The organism is Streptomyces sp. NPDC014995 (genome assembly GCF_043080745.1).
Classification (GTDB): domain Bacteria; phylum Actinomycetota; class Actinomycetes; order Streptomycetales; family Streptomycetaceae; genus Streptomyces.
This window is the reverse complement of record NZ_JBIBVX010000009.1, coordinates 272,622-291,720: the sequence shown is the minus strand read 5'-3', so window position 1 is coordinate 291,720 and position 19,099 is coordinate 272,622. Positions and strand designations below refer to the sequence as shown.

At 71.6% G+C, this 19,099-nt stretch carries 13 protein-coding genes and 1 other RNA gene; 7 read left to right on the top strand and 7 right to left on the bottom strand.

Annotation, left to right across the window (positions count from 1 at the left end; all coding sequences use genetic code 11):
• Positions 1-29: 29 nt before the first annotated feature.
• From ftsX to ssrA, 4 genes are all read left to right on the top strand, one after another.
• Positions 30-947, top strand: a complete 918-nt coding sequence (ftsX, locus tag ACF1A1_RS20320; protein ID WP_392001530.1) for a permease-like cell division protein FtsX — start codon at positions 30-32, stop codon at positions 945-947.
• 68 nt (positions 948-1,015) lie between these two features.
• Positions 1,016-2,185: a S41 family peptidase gene (locus ACF1A1_RS20315; protein ID WP_392001528.1), complete on the top strand. Its 1,170-nt coding sequence runs from the start codon at positions 1,016-1,018 to the stop codon at positions 2,183-2,185.
• Between the two features lie 127 nt (positions 2,186-2,312).
• Positions 2,313-2,846, top strand: coding sequence for an SsrA-binding protein SmpB (gene smpB / locus ACF1A1_RS20310; RefSeq protein WP_392001527.1), 534 nt, complete (start codon positions 2,313-2,315; stop codon positions 2,844-2,846).
• Positions 2,847-2,974: 128 nt separating this feature from the next.
• Positions 2,975-3,378: a transfer-messenger RNA gene (gene ssrA / locus ACF1A1_RS20305) on the top strand.
• A 75-nt stretch (positions 3,379-3,453) separates the two neighbouring features.
• Here ssrA and ACF1A1_RS20300 read toward each other — a convergent pair.
• The 7 genes from ACF1A1_RS20300 to ACF1A1_RS20270 form a co-directional block, all read right to left on the bottom strand.
• Positions 3,454-6,363: a glycoside hydrolase family 3 C-terminal domain-containing protein gene (locus ACF1A1_RS20300; protein ID WP_392001525.1), complete on the bottom strand. Its 2,910-nt coding sequence runs from the start codon at positions 6,361-6,363 to the stop codon at positions 3,454-3,456.
• 35 nt (positions 6,364-6,398) lie between these two features.
• Positions 6,399-7,406, bottom strand: coding sequence for a LacI family DNA-binding transcriptional regulator (locus tag ACF1A1_RS20295; RefSeq protein WP_392001523.1), 1,008 nt, complete (start codon positions 7,404-7,406; stop codon positions 6,399-6,401).
• Positions 7,406-9,655: an alpha-xylosidase gene (gene yicI / locus ACF1A1_RS20290; protein WP_392001522.1), complete on the bottom strand. Its 2,250-nt coding sequence runs from the start codon at positions 9,653-9,655 to the stop codon at positions 7,406-7,408. Before yicI ends, ACF1A1_RS20295 begins: the two co-directional genes overlap by 1 nt.
• An 11-nt stretch (positions 9,656-9,666) precedes the next feature.
• Complete coding sequence (locus tag ACF1A1_RS20285; RefSeq protein ID WP_392001521.1) at positions 9,667-10,488, bottom strand: carbohydrate ABC transporter permease; 822 nt, start codon at positions 10,486-10,488, stop codon at positions 9,667-9,669.
• Entirely contained in the window at positions 10,485-11,450 is a 966-nt protein-coding gene (locus ACF1A1_RS20280; protein WP_392001519.1) for a carbohydrate ABC transporter permease, read from the bottom strand. The genes ACF1A1_RS20285 and ACF1A1_RS20280 overlap by 4 nt, the downstream gene beginning before the upstream one ends.
• Complete coding sequence (locus tag ACF1A1_RS20275) at positions 11,447-12,745, bottom strand: ABC transporter substrate-binding protein (RefSeq protein ID WP_392001517.1); 1,299 nt, start codon at positions 12,743-12,745, stop codon at positions 11,447-11,449. Before ACF1A1_RS20275 ends, ACF1A1_RS20280 begins: the two co-directional genes overlap by 4 nt.
• 129 nt (positions 12,746-12,874) lie before the next feature.
• Positions 12,875-14,278 carry an MFS transporter gene (locus ACF1A1_RS20270; protein WP_392001516.1) on the bottom strand — a complete coding sequence of 468 codons (1,404 nt, stop codon included), beginning with the start codon at positions 14,276-14,278 and terminating at the stop codon, positions 12,875-12,877.
• Positions 14,279-14,361: 83 nt separating this feature from the next.
• On the opposite strand from ACF1A1_RS20270, the gene ACF1A1_RS20265 reads away from it, so the two are divergent.
• From ACF1A1_RS20265 to ACF1A1_RS20255, 3 genes are all read left to right on the top strand, one after another.
• Positions 14,362-15,327: a LysR family transcriptional regulator gene (locus ACF1A1_RS20265; RefSeq protein WP_392001514.1), complete on the top strand. Its 966-nt coding sequence runs from the start codon at positions 14,362-14,364 to the stop codon at positions 15,325-15,327.
• Positions 15,328-16,209: 882 nt separating this feature from the next.
• The gene (locus ACF1A1_RS20260) at positions 16,210-17,604 is read left to right on the top strand and encodes a nitrate/nitrite transporter (RefSeq protein ID WP_392001513.1); all 1,395 of its coding nucleotides are present in this window, start codon (positions 16,210-16,212) and stop codon (positions 17,602-17,604) included.
• A gap of 117 nt (positions 17,605-17,721) precedes the next feature.
• On the top strand, positions 17,722-18,900 hold the full coding sequence (locus ACF1A1_RS20255; protein ID WP_392001604.1) for a uroporphyrinogen-III synthase: 1,179 nt from the start codon (positions 17,722-17,724) through the stop codon (positions 18,898-18,900).
• Positions 18,901-19,099 lie beyond the last annotated feature (199 nt).

The following is a 19,099-nucleotide window of genomic DNA, read 5'->3' as shown; positions in this document are numbered from 1 at the left end:
CGTCCACGGAAAGGCCTGAACAACCCGCCATGCGCGCCCAGTTCGTACTGTCGGAGATCGGTGTCGGTCTTCGCCGCAACCTGACGATGACCTTCGCCGTCATCGTCTCCGTCGCCCTGTCGCTCGCCCTGTTCGGCGGGTCGCTCCTGATGAGCGACCAGGTCAGCACGATGAAGGGCTACTGGTACGACAAGGTCAACGTCTCGATCTTCCTCTGCAACAAGAGTGACGCCGAGTCCGATCCCAACTGCGCCAAGGGCGCGGTGACCGATGACCAGAAGGACCAGATCCTCGCCGACCTGAAGAAGATGGGGGTCGTCGACAAGGTCACCCACGAGTCGCAGGACGAGGCGTACAAGCACTACAAGGAGCAGTTCGGCGACTCGCCGCTGGCCGCCTCGCTCACGCCGGACCAGATGCAGGAGTCGTACCGCATCAAGCTGAAGGACCCGGAGAAGTACCAGGTCATCGCGACCGCCTTCGACGGGCGCGACGGTGTGCAGTCCGTGCAGGACCAAAAGGGCATTCTGGACAATCTCTTCGAGTTGCTCAACGGCATGAACTGGGCCGCGCGGGCGGTGATGGCGCTGATGCTCGTCGTCGCGCTGATGCTGATCGTCAACACGGTGCGCGTCTCCGCGTTCAGCCGACGGCGTGAGACCGGGATCATGCGGCTGGTCGGCGCCTCCGGCTTCTACATCCAGGCTCCGTTCATCGCGGAGGCGGCGGTCGCCGGGCTCATCGGCGGCACGGTCGCGTGCGGATTCCTCGTGATCGCGCGGTACTTCATCATCGACCACGGTCTGGCCCTGTCCGAGAAGCTGAGTCTGATCAACTTCATCGGCTGGGACGCCGTGTTGACGAAGCTCCCGCTCATCCTCGCCACCAGCCTGCTGATGCCCGCGTTGGCCGCGTTCTTCGCGCTGCGCAAGTACCTGAAGGTGTGACGCATGCCAAGGGGGTCGAACGGTCGACCGACCGTACGGCCCCTTCGCGTTCCCCTAGACTCACCGCCATGTCAGGCCGTGACCCGTTCTGTCCGCCCCGCCGCCTCGGCCGCGGGGCCGCCCTGACGTTGGTGTTCGCGAGCGTGCTCGTCGCGGGTGCGGCGACCGGCGCACTGCCGGGCGACGGCCGCGGGGCCGCGGCCGACCGGGCTCGCGCGGCGGCCCCCACCAGTCACCCCGAGGCGGTGACCAGGGCCGCCGAGGAGGCGATGGCCGCCGGAAAATCCCCCCTGGAGGCCGCCGAGCGCGCCGTCAGCCGCAGCGGGGACCGCTGGGCCGCGGTGTACTCCGAGGGCGAGTACGAGGAGTTCGAGGAGTCCCTCGACGGCCGGTACACCGGTGTCGGCCTGGAGGCGCGGCGCGAGCGGGACGGCCGGATCGAGGTGACCGGGGTGCAGTCCGGGTCGCCCGCGGCCGCCGCCGGGCTCCGCGCGGGCGACCGGCTGCGCAGCGTCGACGGGAAGGCGGTCGACGGCCGTCCGGTCACCGAGGTCGTCTCCTTACTGCGCGGTGACGCCACGGACGCGCCCGCCGGCACCACCGTCCGTCTCGGCCTCCAGCGCGGCACGCGCGCGTGGACCGAGACCCTGCGCCGGGCCCGCCTGTCCACCGACTCGGTCACCGTGCGCAGGCTCGCCGGGGGTGTCACCGTGATCACCGTCGCCGCGTTCACCAAGGGCGTGGGCGACGCCGTCCGCACCGCCGTGCACCGGGCTCCCGCCGACGGCGGGATCGTCCTGGACCTGCGCGGCAACTCCGGCGGCCTGGTCACCGAGGCCGTCTCCACCGCCTCCGCCTTCCTCGACGGCGGCCTCGTCGCCACCTACGACGTCGAGGGCGAGCAGCGCGCCCTGCACGCCGAGCCCGGCGGCGACACCGCGAAGCCCCTGGTGGCACTCGTCGACGGCGGCACCATGAGCGCGGCGGAGCTGCTCACCGGGGCCCTTCAGGACCGCGGCCGCGCGGTCGTCGTGGGCTCCCGCACCTTCGGCAAGGGCTCGGTGCAGATGCCGAGCCGGCTGCCCGACGGCTCCGTCGCCGAGCTGACCGTCGGCCACTACCGCACCCCCTCCGGCCGCACCGTCGACGGCACCGGCATCACCCCCGACCTGGAGACCGGTGACCGGGCCCTGGAGCGGGCCGAGACCGTGCTGAGCGGGCTCGGCGACGCGTCCTGAGCCGGACCGGGGACCCTCGCCCGGAAAGCTTCCCGCGGCCTGCTTCGCGACCCTGGGTGATCGTGCGTAATCGGCTTTCCCTCGGACCCCCCTGGGGTGCGAAAATGGCCGCACTATGAGCAAGGGCATGTACGTACCGAAAGAGTCCCAGCCGAAGCAGGGCAAGCCGGCTGCGGGCAAGGCCAAGGACGGCCAGCGCAAGATGGTCGCGCAGAACAAGAAGGCCCGGCACGACTACGCGATCATCGACACCTTCGAGGCCGGTCTGGTGCTCACCGGCACCGAGGTGAAGTCGCTGCGCCAGGGCCGTGCCTCGCTGGTCGACGGCTTCGTCCAGGTGGACCGGGGTGAGGCGTGGCTGCACAACGCCCACATCCCCGAGTACAGCCAGGGCAGCTGGACCAACCACTCCGCGCGCCGCAAGCGCAAGCTGCTGCTGCACCGCGAGGAGATCGACAAGCTGGCGGTGAAGTCCGAGGAGACGGGTCACACGATCGTGCCCCTCGCCCTGTACTTCAAGGACGGCCGCGCGAAGGCCGAGATCGCGCTGGCGCGCGGCAAGAAGGAGTACGACAAGCGGCAGACCCTGCGGGAGAAGCAGGACCGCCGGGACGCGGATCGCGTGATCGCGGCGGCGAAGCGGCGCCAGCGCGGCGCGTAGCCGGCCGTTCACCGCGCGGCCCGCCGGCCGTTCACCGCCCGGCGGGAATAGGCTGGCATCGGCGTGCGTTGGTCACGTACGATGGCACCTGTGCCTCACAGCGGGCACGACGATTGAAAAATCAACATGGGGATGATCGGTTTCGACAGCGGCTGTCGAAGCAGGGGAAGCGTGTCGAGGAAGCGGCCATGATCTCGTAAACCACAGGCCGAAAAAAATAATCGCCACTGTTAAGAGCGATTCTCCCAAGGCGACGCAGTTCGCCCTCGCTGCCTGATCAGGTAGCTAGGCAACTGCCCCTTACTTAAGGGAGTGTCAGCCCGGGCTCGTTCCCGACCCGGATCCTGGCATCAGCTAGGGAACTAAACCTCGATCCCGGTCACGGGGTGAAGAGGGAAATCACACAGTGACTGGGCCCGTCGGCGACTTGTTCGCGTGATCGCCGGGGCCGAGAAAAGCGAAGCGAACTGCACACGGAGAAGCCCTGGTTCCGCACCGTTGGACGCGGGTTCGATTCCCGCCATCTCCACTCATCCCATGTGGGCGAAGCCCCGCTGCTTGCGAGCAGCGGGGCTTCTGCCATGAGGGGGCATGTCCCCCGTCCCGTTCAGCGCAGGCCGAACGTCGACAGGCGCAGCCCCTTGCTCAGCACCAGATACACGTCGTTACGGCCCTTCGCCGCTGCCGACAGGTCCGCGGTGACCGTCTCGTACGTGTACGGCGACCCCGTCCCGGCCGTGTGGGCCGTACCGGCGACGGGGCCGGTGGGCGAGCCCAGGCGGACCTCGATCGTGCCGGGTGAGGTGCCGGACACGCGGGCGGTGAGGCGGGTGGCGCCCGCCCCGAGGCGCGTGTCCTCGAAGCTGAGCCAGGAACCGTCGGCCGTAGCCTCCACCGCCGTACCGCGCACCGTGGACTCGTCGACGAGGCGGGTGCCGGCGTAGTCGTCGAAGTTCTCGGCGCGGGTCGCCGCCGACAGGTCCCGGGGCGGGATGGTCTCGCCTCTGACCTGCCAGGACGCGCTGCTGCGGATGTCCGACGACGAGGCGCCGACCAGGATGTCGTACGTGCCCGTCTCGACCACCCACTTCGAGCGGGTGACGTCCCAGTGGGCGAGGTCGGACGGGGTGAGCCTCAGGCGGACCGTCTTCGTCTCGCCCGGCTTCAGCGACACCCGCTGGAACGCCTTCAGCTGCTTCAGGGGCTGCTTGTCACGGGAGGCGCGCTGGTGGGTGTAGAGCTGCACGACCTCGTCGCCGGCCCGGCTGCCCGTGTTGGTGACCTTCACCTCGTAGCCGCCGCTCACGTGCCGCAGCCCGCCGTAGCGGAAGGTCGTGTACGACAGGCCGTGGCCGAAGGGGTGGAGGGGGCGGCCCGTGAAGTACTGGTAGGTGCGGTCGGACTTGATGATGTCGTAGTCGAGGATCGACGGCAGGTCCGCCTCCGAGCGGTACCAGGTCTGGGTCAGTCGGCCGGAGGGGTTCGCGTCGCCGTAGAGGAGGTCGGCCAGCGCGTTGCCCGTCTCCTGGCCGGCGTGGGAGGTCCACAGGACGGCCGGGACCTCCTTCTGGAGCGACCCGAGCGTGGTCGGGTAGCTGTTCTCGACGATCACGACCGTGTTCGGGTTGGCCTTGCGGACCGCTCTGACCAGGGCTTCCTGGGCGGGGGCCAGGGCCATGTCGGTGCGGTCGTGGGCCTCACGGCCGTTGATCGAGGGGTTGGAGCCGACCACGACGACCGCGGTGTCCCTCCCCCTGACCGCGGCGACCGCCTCGCTCAGGCCGCTTCTGACCACGTCCTTCGCGTAGTGCGCGGCCTGCTCCTTCGGCACCAGGCCGAGGGTGCCGTCCGAGCCCGTCGGGCCGAGGTAGACCGGGTTCGACCACCAGGGCTCCTCGGTCTCGTAGCCCGCGTAACGCAGCAGGTACGTGCCGTCCGGCTGTGCCTCCAGCTTGAACTGCTGCTGGGCGAACCAACCCCCGGGCTGGACCTGGTCGTTGACGAAGTTCGACCAGTTGTAGCCGACATAGCGGCCGTTGGCCGCCGAGCGCAGGGTCAGCACGCCCTGGCCCCAGTCGAACACGTCGAACCGGGCCTCGAGGGTGGGTGATGCGGCGCTCTCCGTCAGCGCCGCGCCCGCCGTGCCCGTGCCCGCCGTGACGTAGCTGCCCGTCGCCGTGTTCCTCAGCGTGATCCGGTCCACGCCCTCGCTAATGGTGACGTCCCTGCCGAGCTTGGCGGCGATGCCGTCGGCGGGGGTGACGGCGTAGGGGAGGGTGCCCGAGTACCAGTCGGTGTAGAGGGTGTCGGCGAGGGGGCCGACGACGGCCACGTCCTTCTCCGACGCCTTCAGGGGGAGTGCGCGCGCCTGGTTCTTCAGCAGGACCGCGCCCTCGGTCGCCGCCTCGCGGGCCAGTTGCCGGTGCTCCGGGCTGTTGATCACCGACTTGTCGATCGCGCCGTACCGGCCGCCGCCCGGGTCGAACTCGCCCAGGCGGACCCGCACGGAGAGGATGTGCGAGACGGCCGTGTCGATGTCCGACTCGGCCAGCAGGCCCTGTTCCAGGGCCGACGTGACCGCGGTGACCGTCGGGCCGGAGTCCGCGCCGTTGTCCGTGAAGCTGTCGATGCCCGCCTTCAGGGCGGCCGCGTCGCCCTCGGCGAGGGTGGGGTGGTAGCGCTGGTCGCCGGGGAGGTTGGCGGGGGCGAAGGCGTCGGTGACGTTCAGCAGGTCGCGGTCGGTCCAGGTGCGCACGACGTCGTTCAGGTCCGGGTTCACCGTCGCGGGGCGGCCGTTGACCAGGTTGTAGGAGGACATCACGCCGGTCGCCGCGTCCGCCTCGATCGCCGGTCTGAAGGCCGCCTCGTCGTACTCCTTGGCCACGCGCGGGCGCAGCTCGGAGGAGGTGGTCGTGCGGTGCCACTCGTTGTTGTTGGCCAGGTAGTGCTTGAGGGTGGGCGCGGTCTTGAGGTGGTCGGGGTCGCCGCCCGTCAGGCCCTTCCCGTACGCGGTGGACACGGCGCCGGTCAGCTCCGGGTCCTCGCTGTAGCCCTCCTCGTTGCGGCCCCAGCGCGGGTCGCGCAGCAGGTTCACCACCGGCGCCCACAGGTTGAGGCCCCAGCCGTCGGGGCGTTCCCGCTGGAAGCCGCGCGCCTCGTCGCCGACCGCCGAGCCGACCCGCTCCATCAGCTCCGGGTCCCAGGTCGAGGCCAGGCCGATGGCCTGCGGGAAGACGGTGGTCTCGCCGAGCCAGGCGACGCCGTGCAGGGCCTCGGTGCCGGTGCGGAAGGACCGGATGCCCAGGCGCGGGATCGCGGGCTGGTGCTGGTGGAGGAGGGAGATCTTCTCCGCGAGGGTCAGCCGCCCGAGGAGGTCGTCGACCCGCTGGTCCACGGAGCGGGACGGATCCCGGAAGGGGAGGGGACCGGCCGTCGCGGGGACGGCCGCGGCGAGGCTCGCGACGAGTGCGAGCGCCAGGACGAGCGTGCCTCCGGGTCTTCTTCTCGTGCCCTTCATGTCACGGCTCCTTCGGTAGGGCCTTGCACAACAGGTCAGGCGGGGCGCGGTGCCGTGCTCGCGCGCTGCGTCAGCCGGGGCGGCAGCAGGGTCGCCTCCGGCACCTGGTCCCCGGCCAGCTTCGCCATCAGCAGGTCGACGGCCCGTGTGCCCACCTCCGCGGACGGCAGCGCGACGGAGGTGACGGGCACGCGGAGGCCCTCGGCGAGTTCGTCGGGGCAGATCGCCGTGACCGACAGATCGCCGGGCACCCGCAGCCCGAGCTGCTCGAAGGCGTCGATCAGCGGCTCCAGGACCGCCTCGTTGTGGACGACCACCCCCGTCAGCGCCGGCTGCTCGCGCAGGAGCTGCTCCGCCACCCGGCGCGCGGCGGCGGGCGTGGCCTCGCAGGGGTGGACGGCCGAGGCGAGCCCGCCGCGGTCGGCGGCCGCGGTGAACCCCTGCACCACGCGCTGCGCGAACGCCGTCCCGCGCACGTACACCTCCGGCGGGGAACCGACCAGCGCCACCACCCGGTGCCCGAGCTGCGCCAGATGCTCCACGCAGGCCTCGCCCGCCGCCCGGAAGTCCAGGTCGATGCAGGTCAGCCCGGCCGCCTCGTGCGGGAACCCGATCATCACGCAGGGCCGGTCGAGGGAGCGCAGCAGCGGCAGCCGGGGGTCGCGGAGCTGGACGTCCATCAGGATCAGGGCGTCCACCAGCGCGGTGTCCGCGACCCTGCTCAGGCCGTCCTCGCCCTCCTCCTGGGTGAGCAGCAGGACGTCGTGGTCGTGGCGCCGGGCGGCCACCGCCACCGACACCGCGAACTGCATGACGACCGGGACGTGGATGCCGGTCCGCAGCGGCACCACCAGCGCGAGCACGTTGGAGCGGCTGCTGGCCAGGGCCCGGGCGCCGGCGTGCGGCCGGTATCCCAGCTCGCGGATGGACGCCTCGACCCGCTGCCGGGTCTCCTCGGAGATCGGGCGTTTGCCGCTGAGCGCGTAGGACACGGTGCTGGGGGAGACCCCGGCGTGCCGCGCCACGTCGGTGATCTTCACCATCAGCGCAGCTCCAGGGTGAGGAAGCCGGTGCCCGCCCGCGCCCGCGCCAGACGGTCCCCGGCCGCCAGTGCCCAGGGCGCCGAGGGATCGCTGGAGGAGGCCCGCAGGGTGTCGCCCTCCCGGACGACGGTGAAGGTGACCTCCCCGACCCGCACCGTCACCTGGGCGCCGCGCCGAAGGCCGTAGCCGCGCAGCGTGACCCCGTCGGTGTGCGCGTAGTCGGGCCGGTCGGCGTGCGCGCCCACCGGGAGGACCGCGCCGGGCCGCACCAGCAGCGGCAGGCTGAGGACGTCGTGCCGCTCGCGCACCCAGCGCGGCCCGGTGACCGTGCGTCCGGTGAGGTAGTGGGTCCAGGTGCCCTCGGGGACGTAGTAGGTGACGTCCCCCTCGTCGTCGAAGACGGGCGCGACCAGCAGGTCGGGGCCGAGCATGTACTGCCGTTCCAGGTGCGCGCAGCCGGGGTCGTCGGGGAACTCCAGGACCATCGCCCGCATGACCGGCGTGCCCTCCTCGTGGGCGACGCGCGCGGCCTCGTACAGGTAGGGCATGAGCCGCAGCTTCAGCCGGGTGAAGTGCCGCAGCACGTCCACGGACTGTTCGTCGAACAGCCAGGGCACCCGGTACGAGGAGGAGCCGTGCAGCCGGCTGTGCGAGGAGAGCAGTCCGAAGGCCAGCCACCGTTTGAACAGCGCCGGTGTCGGCGTCCCCTCGAAGCCGCCGATGTCGTGGCTCCAGAAGCCGAACCCGGACAGGCCCAGCGAGAGCCCGCCGCGCAGCGACTCGGCCATCGACTCGTACGTCGCCTCGCAGTCGCCGCCCCAGTGCACCGGGAACTGCTGGCTGCCGGCCGTCGCCGACCGCCCGAAGACGACCGCCTCCCCCTCGCCGCGGTGCTTGCGCAGCACGTCGAAGACGGTGCGGTTGTAGAGGTAGGTGTAGTAGTTGTGCATCCGTTCCGGGTCGGAGCCGTCGGACCAGACCACGTCGACCGGGACCCGCTCGCCGAAGTCGGTCTTGAAGCAGTCGACGCCCTGCGCGAGCAGTGCCTCCAGCTTCGACGCGTACCAGTCGCGGGCGGCCGGGCTGGTGAAGTCGACGAGCGCCATGCCCGGCTGCCACAGGTCCCACTGCCAGACGCCGCCGTCGGGGCGTTTCAGCAGGTGCCCGAGCGCCTTGCCCTCCGCGAACAGCGGCGACCGCTGGGCGATGTACGGGTTGATCCACACGCACACGTGCAGGCCCTTGGCCTTGAGCCGGGCCAGCATCCCCTCCGGGTCCGGGAACACCCGCGGGTCCCACCGGAAGTCGCACCAGTGGAACTCCCGCATCCAGAAGCAGTCGAAGTGGAAGACGGACAGGGGCAGTTCGCGCTCCCGCATGCCCTCGATGAAGGAGGTCACCGTCTCCTCGTCGTACGACGTCGTGAAGGACGTCGACAGCCACAGGCCGAACGACCAGACGGGCGGGAGCGCCGGACGGCCGGTGAGGGCCGTGTACTTGCGCAGGATGTCCTTCGGGGTGGGGCCGTGGATGACGTAGTACGTCAGCTCCTGGGTCTGCGCGCTGAACTGCACCCTCGACACCGTCTCCGAGCCGACCTCGAAGGAGACCTTGCCCGGGTGGTCGACGAAGACGCCGTAGCCCGCGTCGGTCAGGTAGAACGGGACGTTCTTGTAGGCCTGTTCGGTGGCGGTGCCGCCGTCGGCGTTCCAGATGTCGACGACCTGGCCGTTCTTCACCAGCGGGCCGAAGCGTTCGCCGAGGCCGTAGACGCTCGTGCCGACGCCGAGGCCGAGCTGCTCGCGCAGGTAGTGGGCGCCGGTCGCGTCCCGCATGATGCCCATGCTCCTGGGCCCGCTGGAGGTGAGGACGCGGCCGTGGGCGAGGAACTCCACGTGCCAGGGCCCGCCGCGGGCCACCCGTACCGACAGCGCGCCCGAGGTCAGGGTCGCGTGCTCGTCGTCGTAGGAGACCTGGGGGACGGCCTCGCCCTCGGTGAGCTCGAAGGCGGGCTCACGCGGCTGCTCACCGGTGAGGTGGGTCAGGGTGAGGCCGATGACGTCGGGCATCGGCGTGTGGGCGGTGATCGTCATGACCGGTCCCGTCATCAGGTCGCCGCGCGAGCGGATGGGCCGGGTGGGCGCGTGGATCTCCAGGACGCCGTCCGACTCGCCGACGTCGAGGACCTCGGCCGGGTAGGCGGCCGTGACGCCCTCGCGCAGCAGCCAGTAACCATCGGTGAACTTCATGTGGGGGGTCCTTACTTCACGGCTCCCACGGCGATGCCGCGGGTGAGCGTCCGCTGGAAGAGGAGGAAGAAGACGAGCGCCGGGAGCACGCCGAGCAGGGCGGCCGCGTTGGTCATCGTGGCGTCCATCAGGCGCTGGCCCTGGAGGACGCCGAGGGCCACCGACACCGTCTGGTTGTCGTTGGAGATCAGCATGACCAGCGGGAGCAGGAACTCGTTCCAGGTCCAGACGAAGAAGAAGACCAGGAGCACGCCGAGGGTGGGCCGGCTGACCGGGACGACGATCCGCCACAGCACCTGCCACTTGGTCGCGCCGTCGATCCGCGCGGCCTCGATGATCTCGCGGGGGAACCGGCCCAGCACCGAGGAGAGCAGGTACGTGCCGAAGGCCGCCTGGATCACCGTGAACACGATGATCACGCTGAGCCGGGTGTCGTACAGGCCGGCCTGCTTGCTCAGGTAGTAGACGGGGTAGACCAGCGCCTCCTGCGGCAGCATGTTCGCCAGGACGAAAAAGGCCAGCACCCAGGCGCGGCCCTTGATCCTCCCGATGCCGATCGCGTACGCGTTCAGCACCGACAGCACGACCGCGAGGACGGCGACCGAGCCGCTGATCAGGACCGAGTTGACGAGCTTCTGGCTGTAGTCGACGCGCTCCCAGAAGTCCTTCAGGCCGTCCAGGTAGAGGCCGTCGGGGAGGCTGAGCGGCCCGTTCTGGGAGTACTCCGCCGGGGACTTGACCGCGTTCACCGCCACGATCAGGAACGGGACGATCATGAAGAGGGCGGCGAGGCAGAGGGCGACCAGCACCGGGTAGCGACGGACGGCGGTCATGTGCGCGCCCCTTCCTCCGCGTCCTCCGCCCTGGTCTGGAGCTTCAGCCCGACCAGTGACAGGGCGAGGATGATCACGGTCAGTACGGTGGAGACCGCGGCGCCGTAGCCGACCTGGGTCTTCTCGAAGAACGTGGTGAAGGAGAAGTAGGACGGCACGTTCGTCGCGCCGCCGGGGCCGCCCTTGGTCAGGACGTACACCGCGCCGAACACCTTGAGCGCGGCGATCGTGCACCAGGTCAGGACGACATAGGTCTCCGGGCGGATCTGCGGCAGCGTGATGTGCCGGAAGCGGCGCCACCAGCCGGCGCCGTCGAGCTCGGCCGCCTCGTGGAGCTGCGGGTCGACGCGCTGGAGGCCGGCCATGAACACGACCAGCGGGAAGCCGATCTGCACCCACACCATCACGCCCATCACGCTGTACAGCGCGAAGTCGGGGTCGCCGAGCCAGTCCCGCTGCCAGGAGCCCAGGCCGATCGCCTTCAGGAACGCGTTGAGCGAGCCGTTCTCGGGGGCGAGGATCCAGCTCCAGACGATGCCGGCGACCGCGATCGGCAGCACCTGCGGGAGGTAGAAGCAGGCGCGCAGCACGGCGGCGATCCGGGTGCCGAAGTGCCTGCCGACGTAGTCGAACAGGGCGGCCGCCAGGACCAGTCCGATCGCCGTCGGTACGACGGCCATGGCGACGACCATGAAGAGGCTGTGCCGGAAGGACTCCCAGAACTCGGAGTCGTCCATCAGCTCCCGGTAGTTGGCGAGCCCGGACCACTCGGGGCTGCCCACCCCCTGCCAGTCCGTGAAGCTCACGCCCGTGTTCATCAGGAACGGGACGACCACGACCGCCAGGAAGGCGAGGGCGCCCGGAAGCAGGAACAGCGCGTAGGAGTCACGGGGGCGGCGCGGGTGAACCGCCCGGTCCTCCTTGCCGGTCACCCGCCCGCCCCGCTCGACGGTCACCGTCATCGCTTCGGCGCGCCCTTGTCGTACGCCTCCTGCAACGCGTCCAGGTAGGCGTCCGGTGTCGCGCTGCCGGTGATCAGCTTCTGGGTCTCGGAGACGAGGACGTCGTAGAAGCCGGGGACCGGCCAGTCGGGGTAGAAGGCCAGGCCGTCGCGGTCGGAGAGGGTGTTGAAGTCGGTGATGAGCTTCTTCGCCCTGGGGTCGGTGATGGCGGCGGCGTCCGCCGCGACCGGGACGCCGCCCTTGTTGCCGAGGAGGTTCTGGATCTTCTTCGACATGGTGATGTCGATGAAGTCGTAGGCGAGGTCCTTGTTCTTCGCGTTCTCGGGGACGACCCACAGGTTGCCGCCGGAGCCCAGGGTGAGGTTCGAGCCGGGCCACAGGGTGGTGCTCCAGTCGAACTTCGCCTCGGCCTGGAAGCGGCCGTACCACCAGCTGCCGGAGAACAGGACGGGCGCCTTGCCCTGGATGAAGGAGACGCCGGCCTCCTCGGCCTTGGTGCCGCTGGAGGTCTTGGCGACGTACCCCTTCTTCACCCAGTCGGCGAAGGTCTCGGCCGCGTACGTCCAGGCCGCGTCGTGGAAGTCCGTCCTGCCCTTGTACAGCTCGTAGGAGTCGACCCAGGAGCGGTCGGCCCTGGAGAGGGCGAGCTGGTAGACGTACTGCTGGGCGAGGTACTCGGCGCCGGAGTTGGCGAGCGGGGTGACGTCGTTGTCGACGAAGGTGTCCATCGCCGAGACCAGGTCGTCGAACGTCTTCGGCTCGGCGATCCCGTACTTCGCGAACAGGTCCTTGTTGAAGTAGACCATCGTGTACTCGGCGTAGTTGGGCACGCCGTACCACTTGCCGGAGCCCATCACGCCGTCGGTGTCGTACTGGCTGGTGGTGCGCACGCCCGCGCTGAGGAGCTTGTCCCAGCCGCGCTTCGTCGCCTCGGCGGACAGGTCGGTCAGCAGCCCCTGCTTGGAGAGCAGGCCCGCCGTCGCGTTGCCCTTGTTGTACTCCATGAGGTCGGGGGCGTCGGAGGAGTTCAGGACCATCGGGGCGGTCTTCTGGATCTGCTCGAAGCTCTTCTCCTCGAACTTCACCTTCACGCCCGGGTGCTGGGCCTCGAACTCCCTGACGGCCTCCGCCCAGGCGGCGCCCATCGCGCTGTTCGGGGCCTCGTAGTGCCACAGCCGCAGGGTCTTGGCGTCGGAGGAGCCGCCGCCGTCCGAGTCACCGCAGGAGGCCAGGAGCAGGGTCCCCGCGAGGACCGCCGCCGCACTCGCCACCACACGCCTTCGTGCCGTCAACATCCTGTGCCTCCAGGGGAGCCGGATGGTTCTCGGGGCAGGAACGGTCGTCACGCCGGGTGTGTCGAATCGATTCGATGCGTGACGTCGAAGCGCTTCGACGGGCGAAGGTAGGTGTCCGCCGTACGGCCGTCAATGGGGTGCGCGGGATTCGGCCGGGCGGCCGAGGACGGTGAGGGAGAGCAGCAGGGCGGTTCCGGCCGCCGCGACGGGCACGCCGTATCCGGCCGCCGGGGAGACGTGCTCGGCGACCCAGCCGCCGGCCGCGCTGCCGCAGGCGATGCCGCCGAGCAGGCCGGTCACCGCCAGGGTCATGCCCTCGTTGAGACGGCCCTCGGGGGTGCGTTCCTGGATCAGGGCCATGGTGGTGACCATGGTCGGCGCGGTCGCCATCCCGGCGATCAGCAGGGCGCCCGCCAGCAGCGGGAGCGAGCCGGCGACGGTGGCCGCGAGCAGCGGGAGGGGGAGCAGCACGGTCATCGCGGCCACCGTCCACGGATGGCGCCGGGCCGCCGGGCCGGACGGCCGCACCGCCCCGTACAGCAGCCCGGCCGCGCACGAGCCGGCCGCCTGGAGCGCCAGGACGATCCCGGCCGCGGCGGCATGCCCCCGCGCGTCCGCGAACGCGATCGTGACGACCTCCGTCGCCCCGAACACGGCCCCCAGCGCGAGACAGACCGCGAGCAGCGGCGGGATCCCGGGCGCGCGGAGCGGGGCCCCGCCGGTGGTGCGGGGGTGCGGGGGCGGCTCGGTCGAACGCTGGGCGGTGAACAGCAGGACGCCCGTCACCAGCAGCACCGCGGCGACCAGCGTGCCCGCCTCCGGGAAGAACGTGCCGCACAGGAAGGCCGCCAGGACCGGGCCCAGCATGAAGCACAGTTCGTCGGCGGCCTGTTCGAAGGAGTTGGCGGTGTGCAGCGCGTCCGGGTCGCCCTTCAGGAGGTGGTTCCAGCGGGCGCGGGACATACCGCCGGTGTTGGGGGTCGTGGCGGTGGCGACCTGGGCGGCGAACAGGGTCCAGTCGGGTGCGCCGCCGCGCACGCACAGCACCAGCGCGAGGCTTCCGAGCACCGCGAACAGCGTGGCCGGTACGGCGGTCCTGGCCTGCCCGTACCGGTCGACGAGCCGTGCGATCCACGGCGCGACCAGCGCGGACGCGGCGAGCCCGGTCGCGGTGACGGCGCCGGCGAGGGCGTACGAACCGCGCGTACCGGCGATCATCACGACCGCGCTCACGCCGAACATGCCCATGGGCAGGCGGGCGAGGAGGTTCCCGGCGGTGAAGGCGCGGGCGCCGGGCAGGGCGAGAAGGCGGCGGTAGGGGCCGGCGGGTCGGGTGCGGGTGTGGGTGCGGGCGCGGGCTCCAGGGCGGGTCCCGGTGGGGGTCTCGGTGCGGGATCGGGTGCGGGCGCGGGCTCCGGTGCGGGTGCGGGTGCGGGTGCGGGCTCTGGGCGTGAAGTCGACGGCGACGAGGGTGTCGGCGGTGACCGTGAGGAGGGGGGCCCGGTCGGGTGCGGACTGCGGCAGGTGCGGCATGGCTCCACCGTCGCCCGCCGTTGATCAAGCGGTCCAACACCTTCTCGGCACCGATTCACGCACCTGCGTTGTAAGTTCACGGGATGCCCGCTCACCTCGACCCCCGACTCCTGCGCGCCTTCCTCGCCGTGGCGGAGGAACTCCACTTCACACGTGCCGCGGCCCGTCTCTACGTCGCCCAGCAGGCGCTCAGCCGGGACGTACGGCGGCTGGAGCGCGAGCTGGGCGCCGAGCTGTTCGTGCGGACCACCCGGCAGGTGACGCTCACCCCGGACGGGGAGCGGCTGGTGCCCCACGCGCGCCGGGTCCTCCAGGCGCAGGACGACCTGCTCGCCGCCTTCCGCCAGGCCCGCCCGCTGCTGGTCGACCTGAACTCGCCGGGTCTGGAGACCGGCCGCCGGGTGCTGTACCGGGCGCGTGAACTCGCCCCCGAGCACGAGCTGATGGCCCGCTACGAGAGCGGCCTGACCGGCGCCGCCGTCGAGATCGGCGCGGGGCGGCTGGACGCGTCGTTCGGCCGGTACGCGGGCCTGGACCCGGCGTTGCGGGCCCGCCTCGACCACCAGTTGGTGCGCCTGGAGCCGATGGCGGTCCTGCTGCCCGAGGGCCACCGGCTGGCGGCGTCGGCGCAGGTGCCGTTGGCCGCGCTGGCGGGGGAGACGGTGTACGCGGGCGCCGGCAACCCGCGGACGCCGGAGTGGACCGACCTCGCCCGTCTGCTGTTCGAGGGGCGCGGCATCGAACTCGCGCCGCCCGCCCCGCTGGCCGTCGGGATCGAGGAATTCCAGCGCATCATGGCGAAGGACGCCCATCCGATCCTCGTGGTGGTGGGTTTTCCGGCCATGCCGGGAACGGTGCTGCGACCGCTCGTCGACCCGGTCCCGCTGTCCCCCGTGTCACTGGTGTGGCGCAAGGGGCTGGCTCATCCGGCCCTCGACGCACTGCGCCGGGCGGCGGTCGAACTCGGGTTCGCCGAGTCGTGGCTCGACCGTCCCGTCAAGGGATGGATTCCGGCCATGGACATGAACCTGGCCTCTGCGGACCAATAGGGCATCGCGCATGGGGCGAGATGCCTGCGACGGCAGCCGGCGGACCGGTGGCGGGCGGCCCACCTGCCAGCCGGCCACCGGTCCGCCGGTCCGCCGTCCGACGCCCGCCCGTCACCCGGCGACCGCACCGAGCCGCCTCGACGGCCGGCCGCTCCGCCCGGCGTCCACGATCGTCGCCAGGGCACCCTCCCAGCCCAGCTGCTCGCCGGCGACGGCCTCGGCCTGGAGGAGGCGGGTGTCAGGCTCCGCGACTCCGGGAGATCTCGGCGGCGATCTCCGCGTCGGCGGGCGTCGGCCACGCGCCCGCCGGATCCCCGGCCAGAGCGCCGGCGAGACCCGCGAACGCCCGCCAACGTGTGCTCCCGCCCCCGCGCCGACCACCGCCTCCGCGCCGACCACCGCCCCCGCGCCGACCACCGCCTCCGCCCCGCGGCCGCCTCCGCCCCGCGGCCGCCCCCGTCCCGAGGCCGCCCCCGCCCCGCGGCCACGGCCGACCGGGTGCCGCGCGCGACCTCGACGACGGCCCCGACCCGACGCGCACCCCGGAGGCCCTCGACGTGCTGAAGAAGGCCGACGCCCACGCCGTGTCCTTCGTCACCGTCACCTCACCGGAACCGTCACCAGGGCCTCCCGCCCCCCGACCTCGTCGGGCCGGCCGGACGGTACATGAGCGCAGGCCCGTACCCTTGCCACCAGCCGGCCCCGTCGCCGAACCGGTTCCGGCCCGGTCGCGACCTCTCACCCCGCCCCCGCCGGAGGTGAGAGCAACGTTCCCTTCCGGTCACCCACAGGCACAGACCGGAAACGAGCCCTCCCTACCTTCGGGACTCATCACCGCTCATCACCGCGAACCACCCGAGTCCCGGAGCACGTGGAGGCGTCATGACAGCCCCTGGTACAGCCCCCGCACCCCCGACTTCCCCTAAGCGGGGCAGTCGCTGGATCGAGCAGTGGGATCCGGAGGACGAGGCGTTCTGGAACGCCGGCGGCGAGAAGATCGCCCGGCGCAACCTCCTCTTCTCCGTCCTCTCCGAGCACATCGGCTTCTCGATCTGGACCATGTGGTCCGTGCTGGTGCTCTTCATGGGACCGGAGTACGGGCTGACCCCGGCGGACAAGTTCCTGCTGACGTCGGTGGTGACGCTGGTCGGGGCCGTCGTGCGGGTGCCGTACACCTTCGCGGTCGCCGTCTTCGGCGGCCGGAACTGGACGATCATCTCGGCCGGCCTGCTCCTCATCCCCACGATCGCCGCGTTCGCCGTGATGGAGCCGGGGACCTCGTTCAACACCTTCCTCCTCGTCGGCCTGCTGGCGGGCATCGGCGGCGGCAACTTCGCCTCCTCCATGACCAACATCAACGCCTTCTTCCCGCTCCGTAAGAAGGGGTGGGCGCTCGGGCTCAACGCGGGCGGCGGCAACATCGGCGTCCCGGTCATCCAGCTCGTCGCCCTCGCCATCATCGGCGCCAGCGGCGGCCCGCACGTGCTGCTCGGGATCTACATCCCGCTGATCGTCATCGCCGCGACCCTGGCCGCGCTGTACATGGACAACCTGTCGTCCGTGAAGAACGACACCGGCGCCGCCAAGGACGCCGCGAAGGACGCCCACACCTGGATCATGTCCTTCCTCTACATCGGCACCTTCGGGTCGTTCATCGGCTACAGCTTCGCCTTCGGGCAGGTGCTGACCAACCAGTTCGGCCGTACGCCGCTGCAGGCCGCCTACCTCACCTTCATCGGCCCGCTCCTCGGCTCCCTCATCCGCCCCCTCGGCGGCTGGCTCGCCGACCGCTACGGCGGCGCCCGCATCACCCTCTACAACTACGTCGGCATGGCCGCCGCCACCGCCATCCTGGTCTGGGCCAGCATGCAGAAGTCGCTGGCGCTCTTCGTCGCCGTCTTCGTCGTGCTGTTCGTGCTCAGCGGCCTCGGCAACGGGTCGACGTTCAAGATGATCCCCGGCATCTTCCAGGCGAAGGCCGTCGCCAGGGGGCTGGAGGGCGAGGAGGCCGCGAGCTACGGCCGTCGCCTCTCCGGTGCCTCCATGGGGCTCATCGGGGCGGTGGGCGCGCTCGGCGGTGTCGGCATCAACATGGCCTTCCGGCAGTCCTTCCTCTCCTACGGCTCCGGAACCGGCGCGTTCGTCGCCTTCCTCGTCTACTACGCCGCCTGCTTCGCGGTCACCTGGGCCGTATACCTTCGCCGCCCGGCCGGCCGGATCACCGCTTCCGGCGCCACCTCCGAGGCGAAGCAGCAGCTCAGCTATGCCGAGGTGTGACGTAACACTGGCGACATGAAGCCGAACCGAGCCTGTCACGCACCGTTGACAGGCTCGATCGGCATGCAGGTGCACTACCTGGTGCAGGTGCAACGACTCGAGTGCGGGACGAGAGCCATGTACGAACAGCAGCGACCGGACAACGACGCCAGCGCCCCGGCGCCCGAGCAGCACGGGCCCCTCGCCGGCTTCACCGTCGGCGTGACCGCCGCGCGCCGGGCCGACGAGCTCGGAGCGCTGCTCCAGCGGCGCGGGGCTGCGGTGCTGCACGCGCCCGCCCTGCGGATCGTGCCGCTCGCCGACGACGGCGAACTGCTCTCCGCCACCAAGGACCTCCTCGACCAGGCGCCGGACGTCGTCGTGGCCACCACGGCCATCGGTTTCCGCGGCTGGGTCGAGGCCGCCGACGGCTGGGGGCTCGGCGAGCAGCTGATCGCCCGGCTGCGGGACGTCGAGCTCCTCGCGCGCGGGCCCAAGGTCAAGGGCGCCATCCGCGCCGCGGGCCTCACGGAGGAGTGGTCGCCGTCGAGCGAGTCGATGGCGGAGGTGCTCGACCGGCTGCTGGAGGAGGGCGTCGACGGCCGCCGTATCGCCGTCCAGCTGCACGGTGAGCCGCTGCCCGGGTTCGTGGAGGCGCTGCGGGCCGGGGGAGCGGAGGTCGTGGGCGTGCCCGTGTACCGGTGGATGCCGCCGGAGGACATCTCGCCGCTCGACCGGCTCCTGGACGCCGCCGTCTCGCGCGGGCTGGACGCGGTCACCTTCACCAGCGCGCCGGCCGCCGCCTCGCTGCTGTCGCGGGCGGAGGAGCGGGGGCTGCTGTCCGAGCTGCTGTCCGCCCTCCACCACGACGTCGTGCCGGCCTGCGTCGGCCCGGTCACCGCGCTGCCGCTCCAGGCGCACGGCGTGGACACCGTCCAGCCGGAGCGGTTCCGGCTCGGGCCGCTCGTCCAGCTGCTGTGCCAGGAACTGCCCGCACGGGCCCGCTCCCTGCCGGTCGCCGGACACCGGGTGGAGATCCGGGGCCACGCGGTCCTGGTCGACGGCTGCCTGAAGCCCGTACCGCCGGCCGGGATGTCCCTGCTGCGGGCGCTGTCGCGCCGGCCGGGCTGGGTCGTGCCCCGCGCCGACCTGCTGCGGGCACTGCCGGGGGCGGGGCGCGACGAGCACGCCGTCGAGACGGCGATGGCCCGGCTGCGGACCGCGCTGGGCGCGCCGAAGCTGATCCAGACGGTGGTGAAGCGGGGGTACCGGCTGGCGCTGGACCCCGCGGCGGACGCGAAGTACGCGGACGCCTGAGCGGGGGTGGGGCGACCGGCGGGTGCCGGCGGCACCTGGGCCGGGCGGAAGGGCGACCCGCACGGTCGCCCTCACCGGGGACTGCCGCGCCCGGCCCCCGCTTCGGCCCTCGACGGGCCTCGGCCGCGGGCCTCGGCCGGGCCGAATACCCGGACCCGCGCCCGGTACGGGGGGTTCCGGCGACGCGCCTCCACCCGGC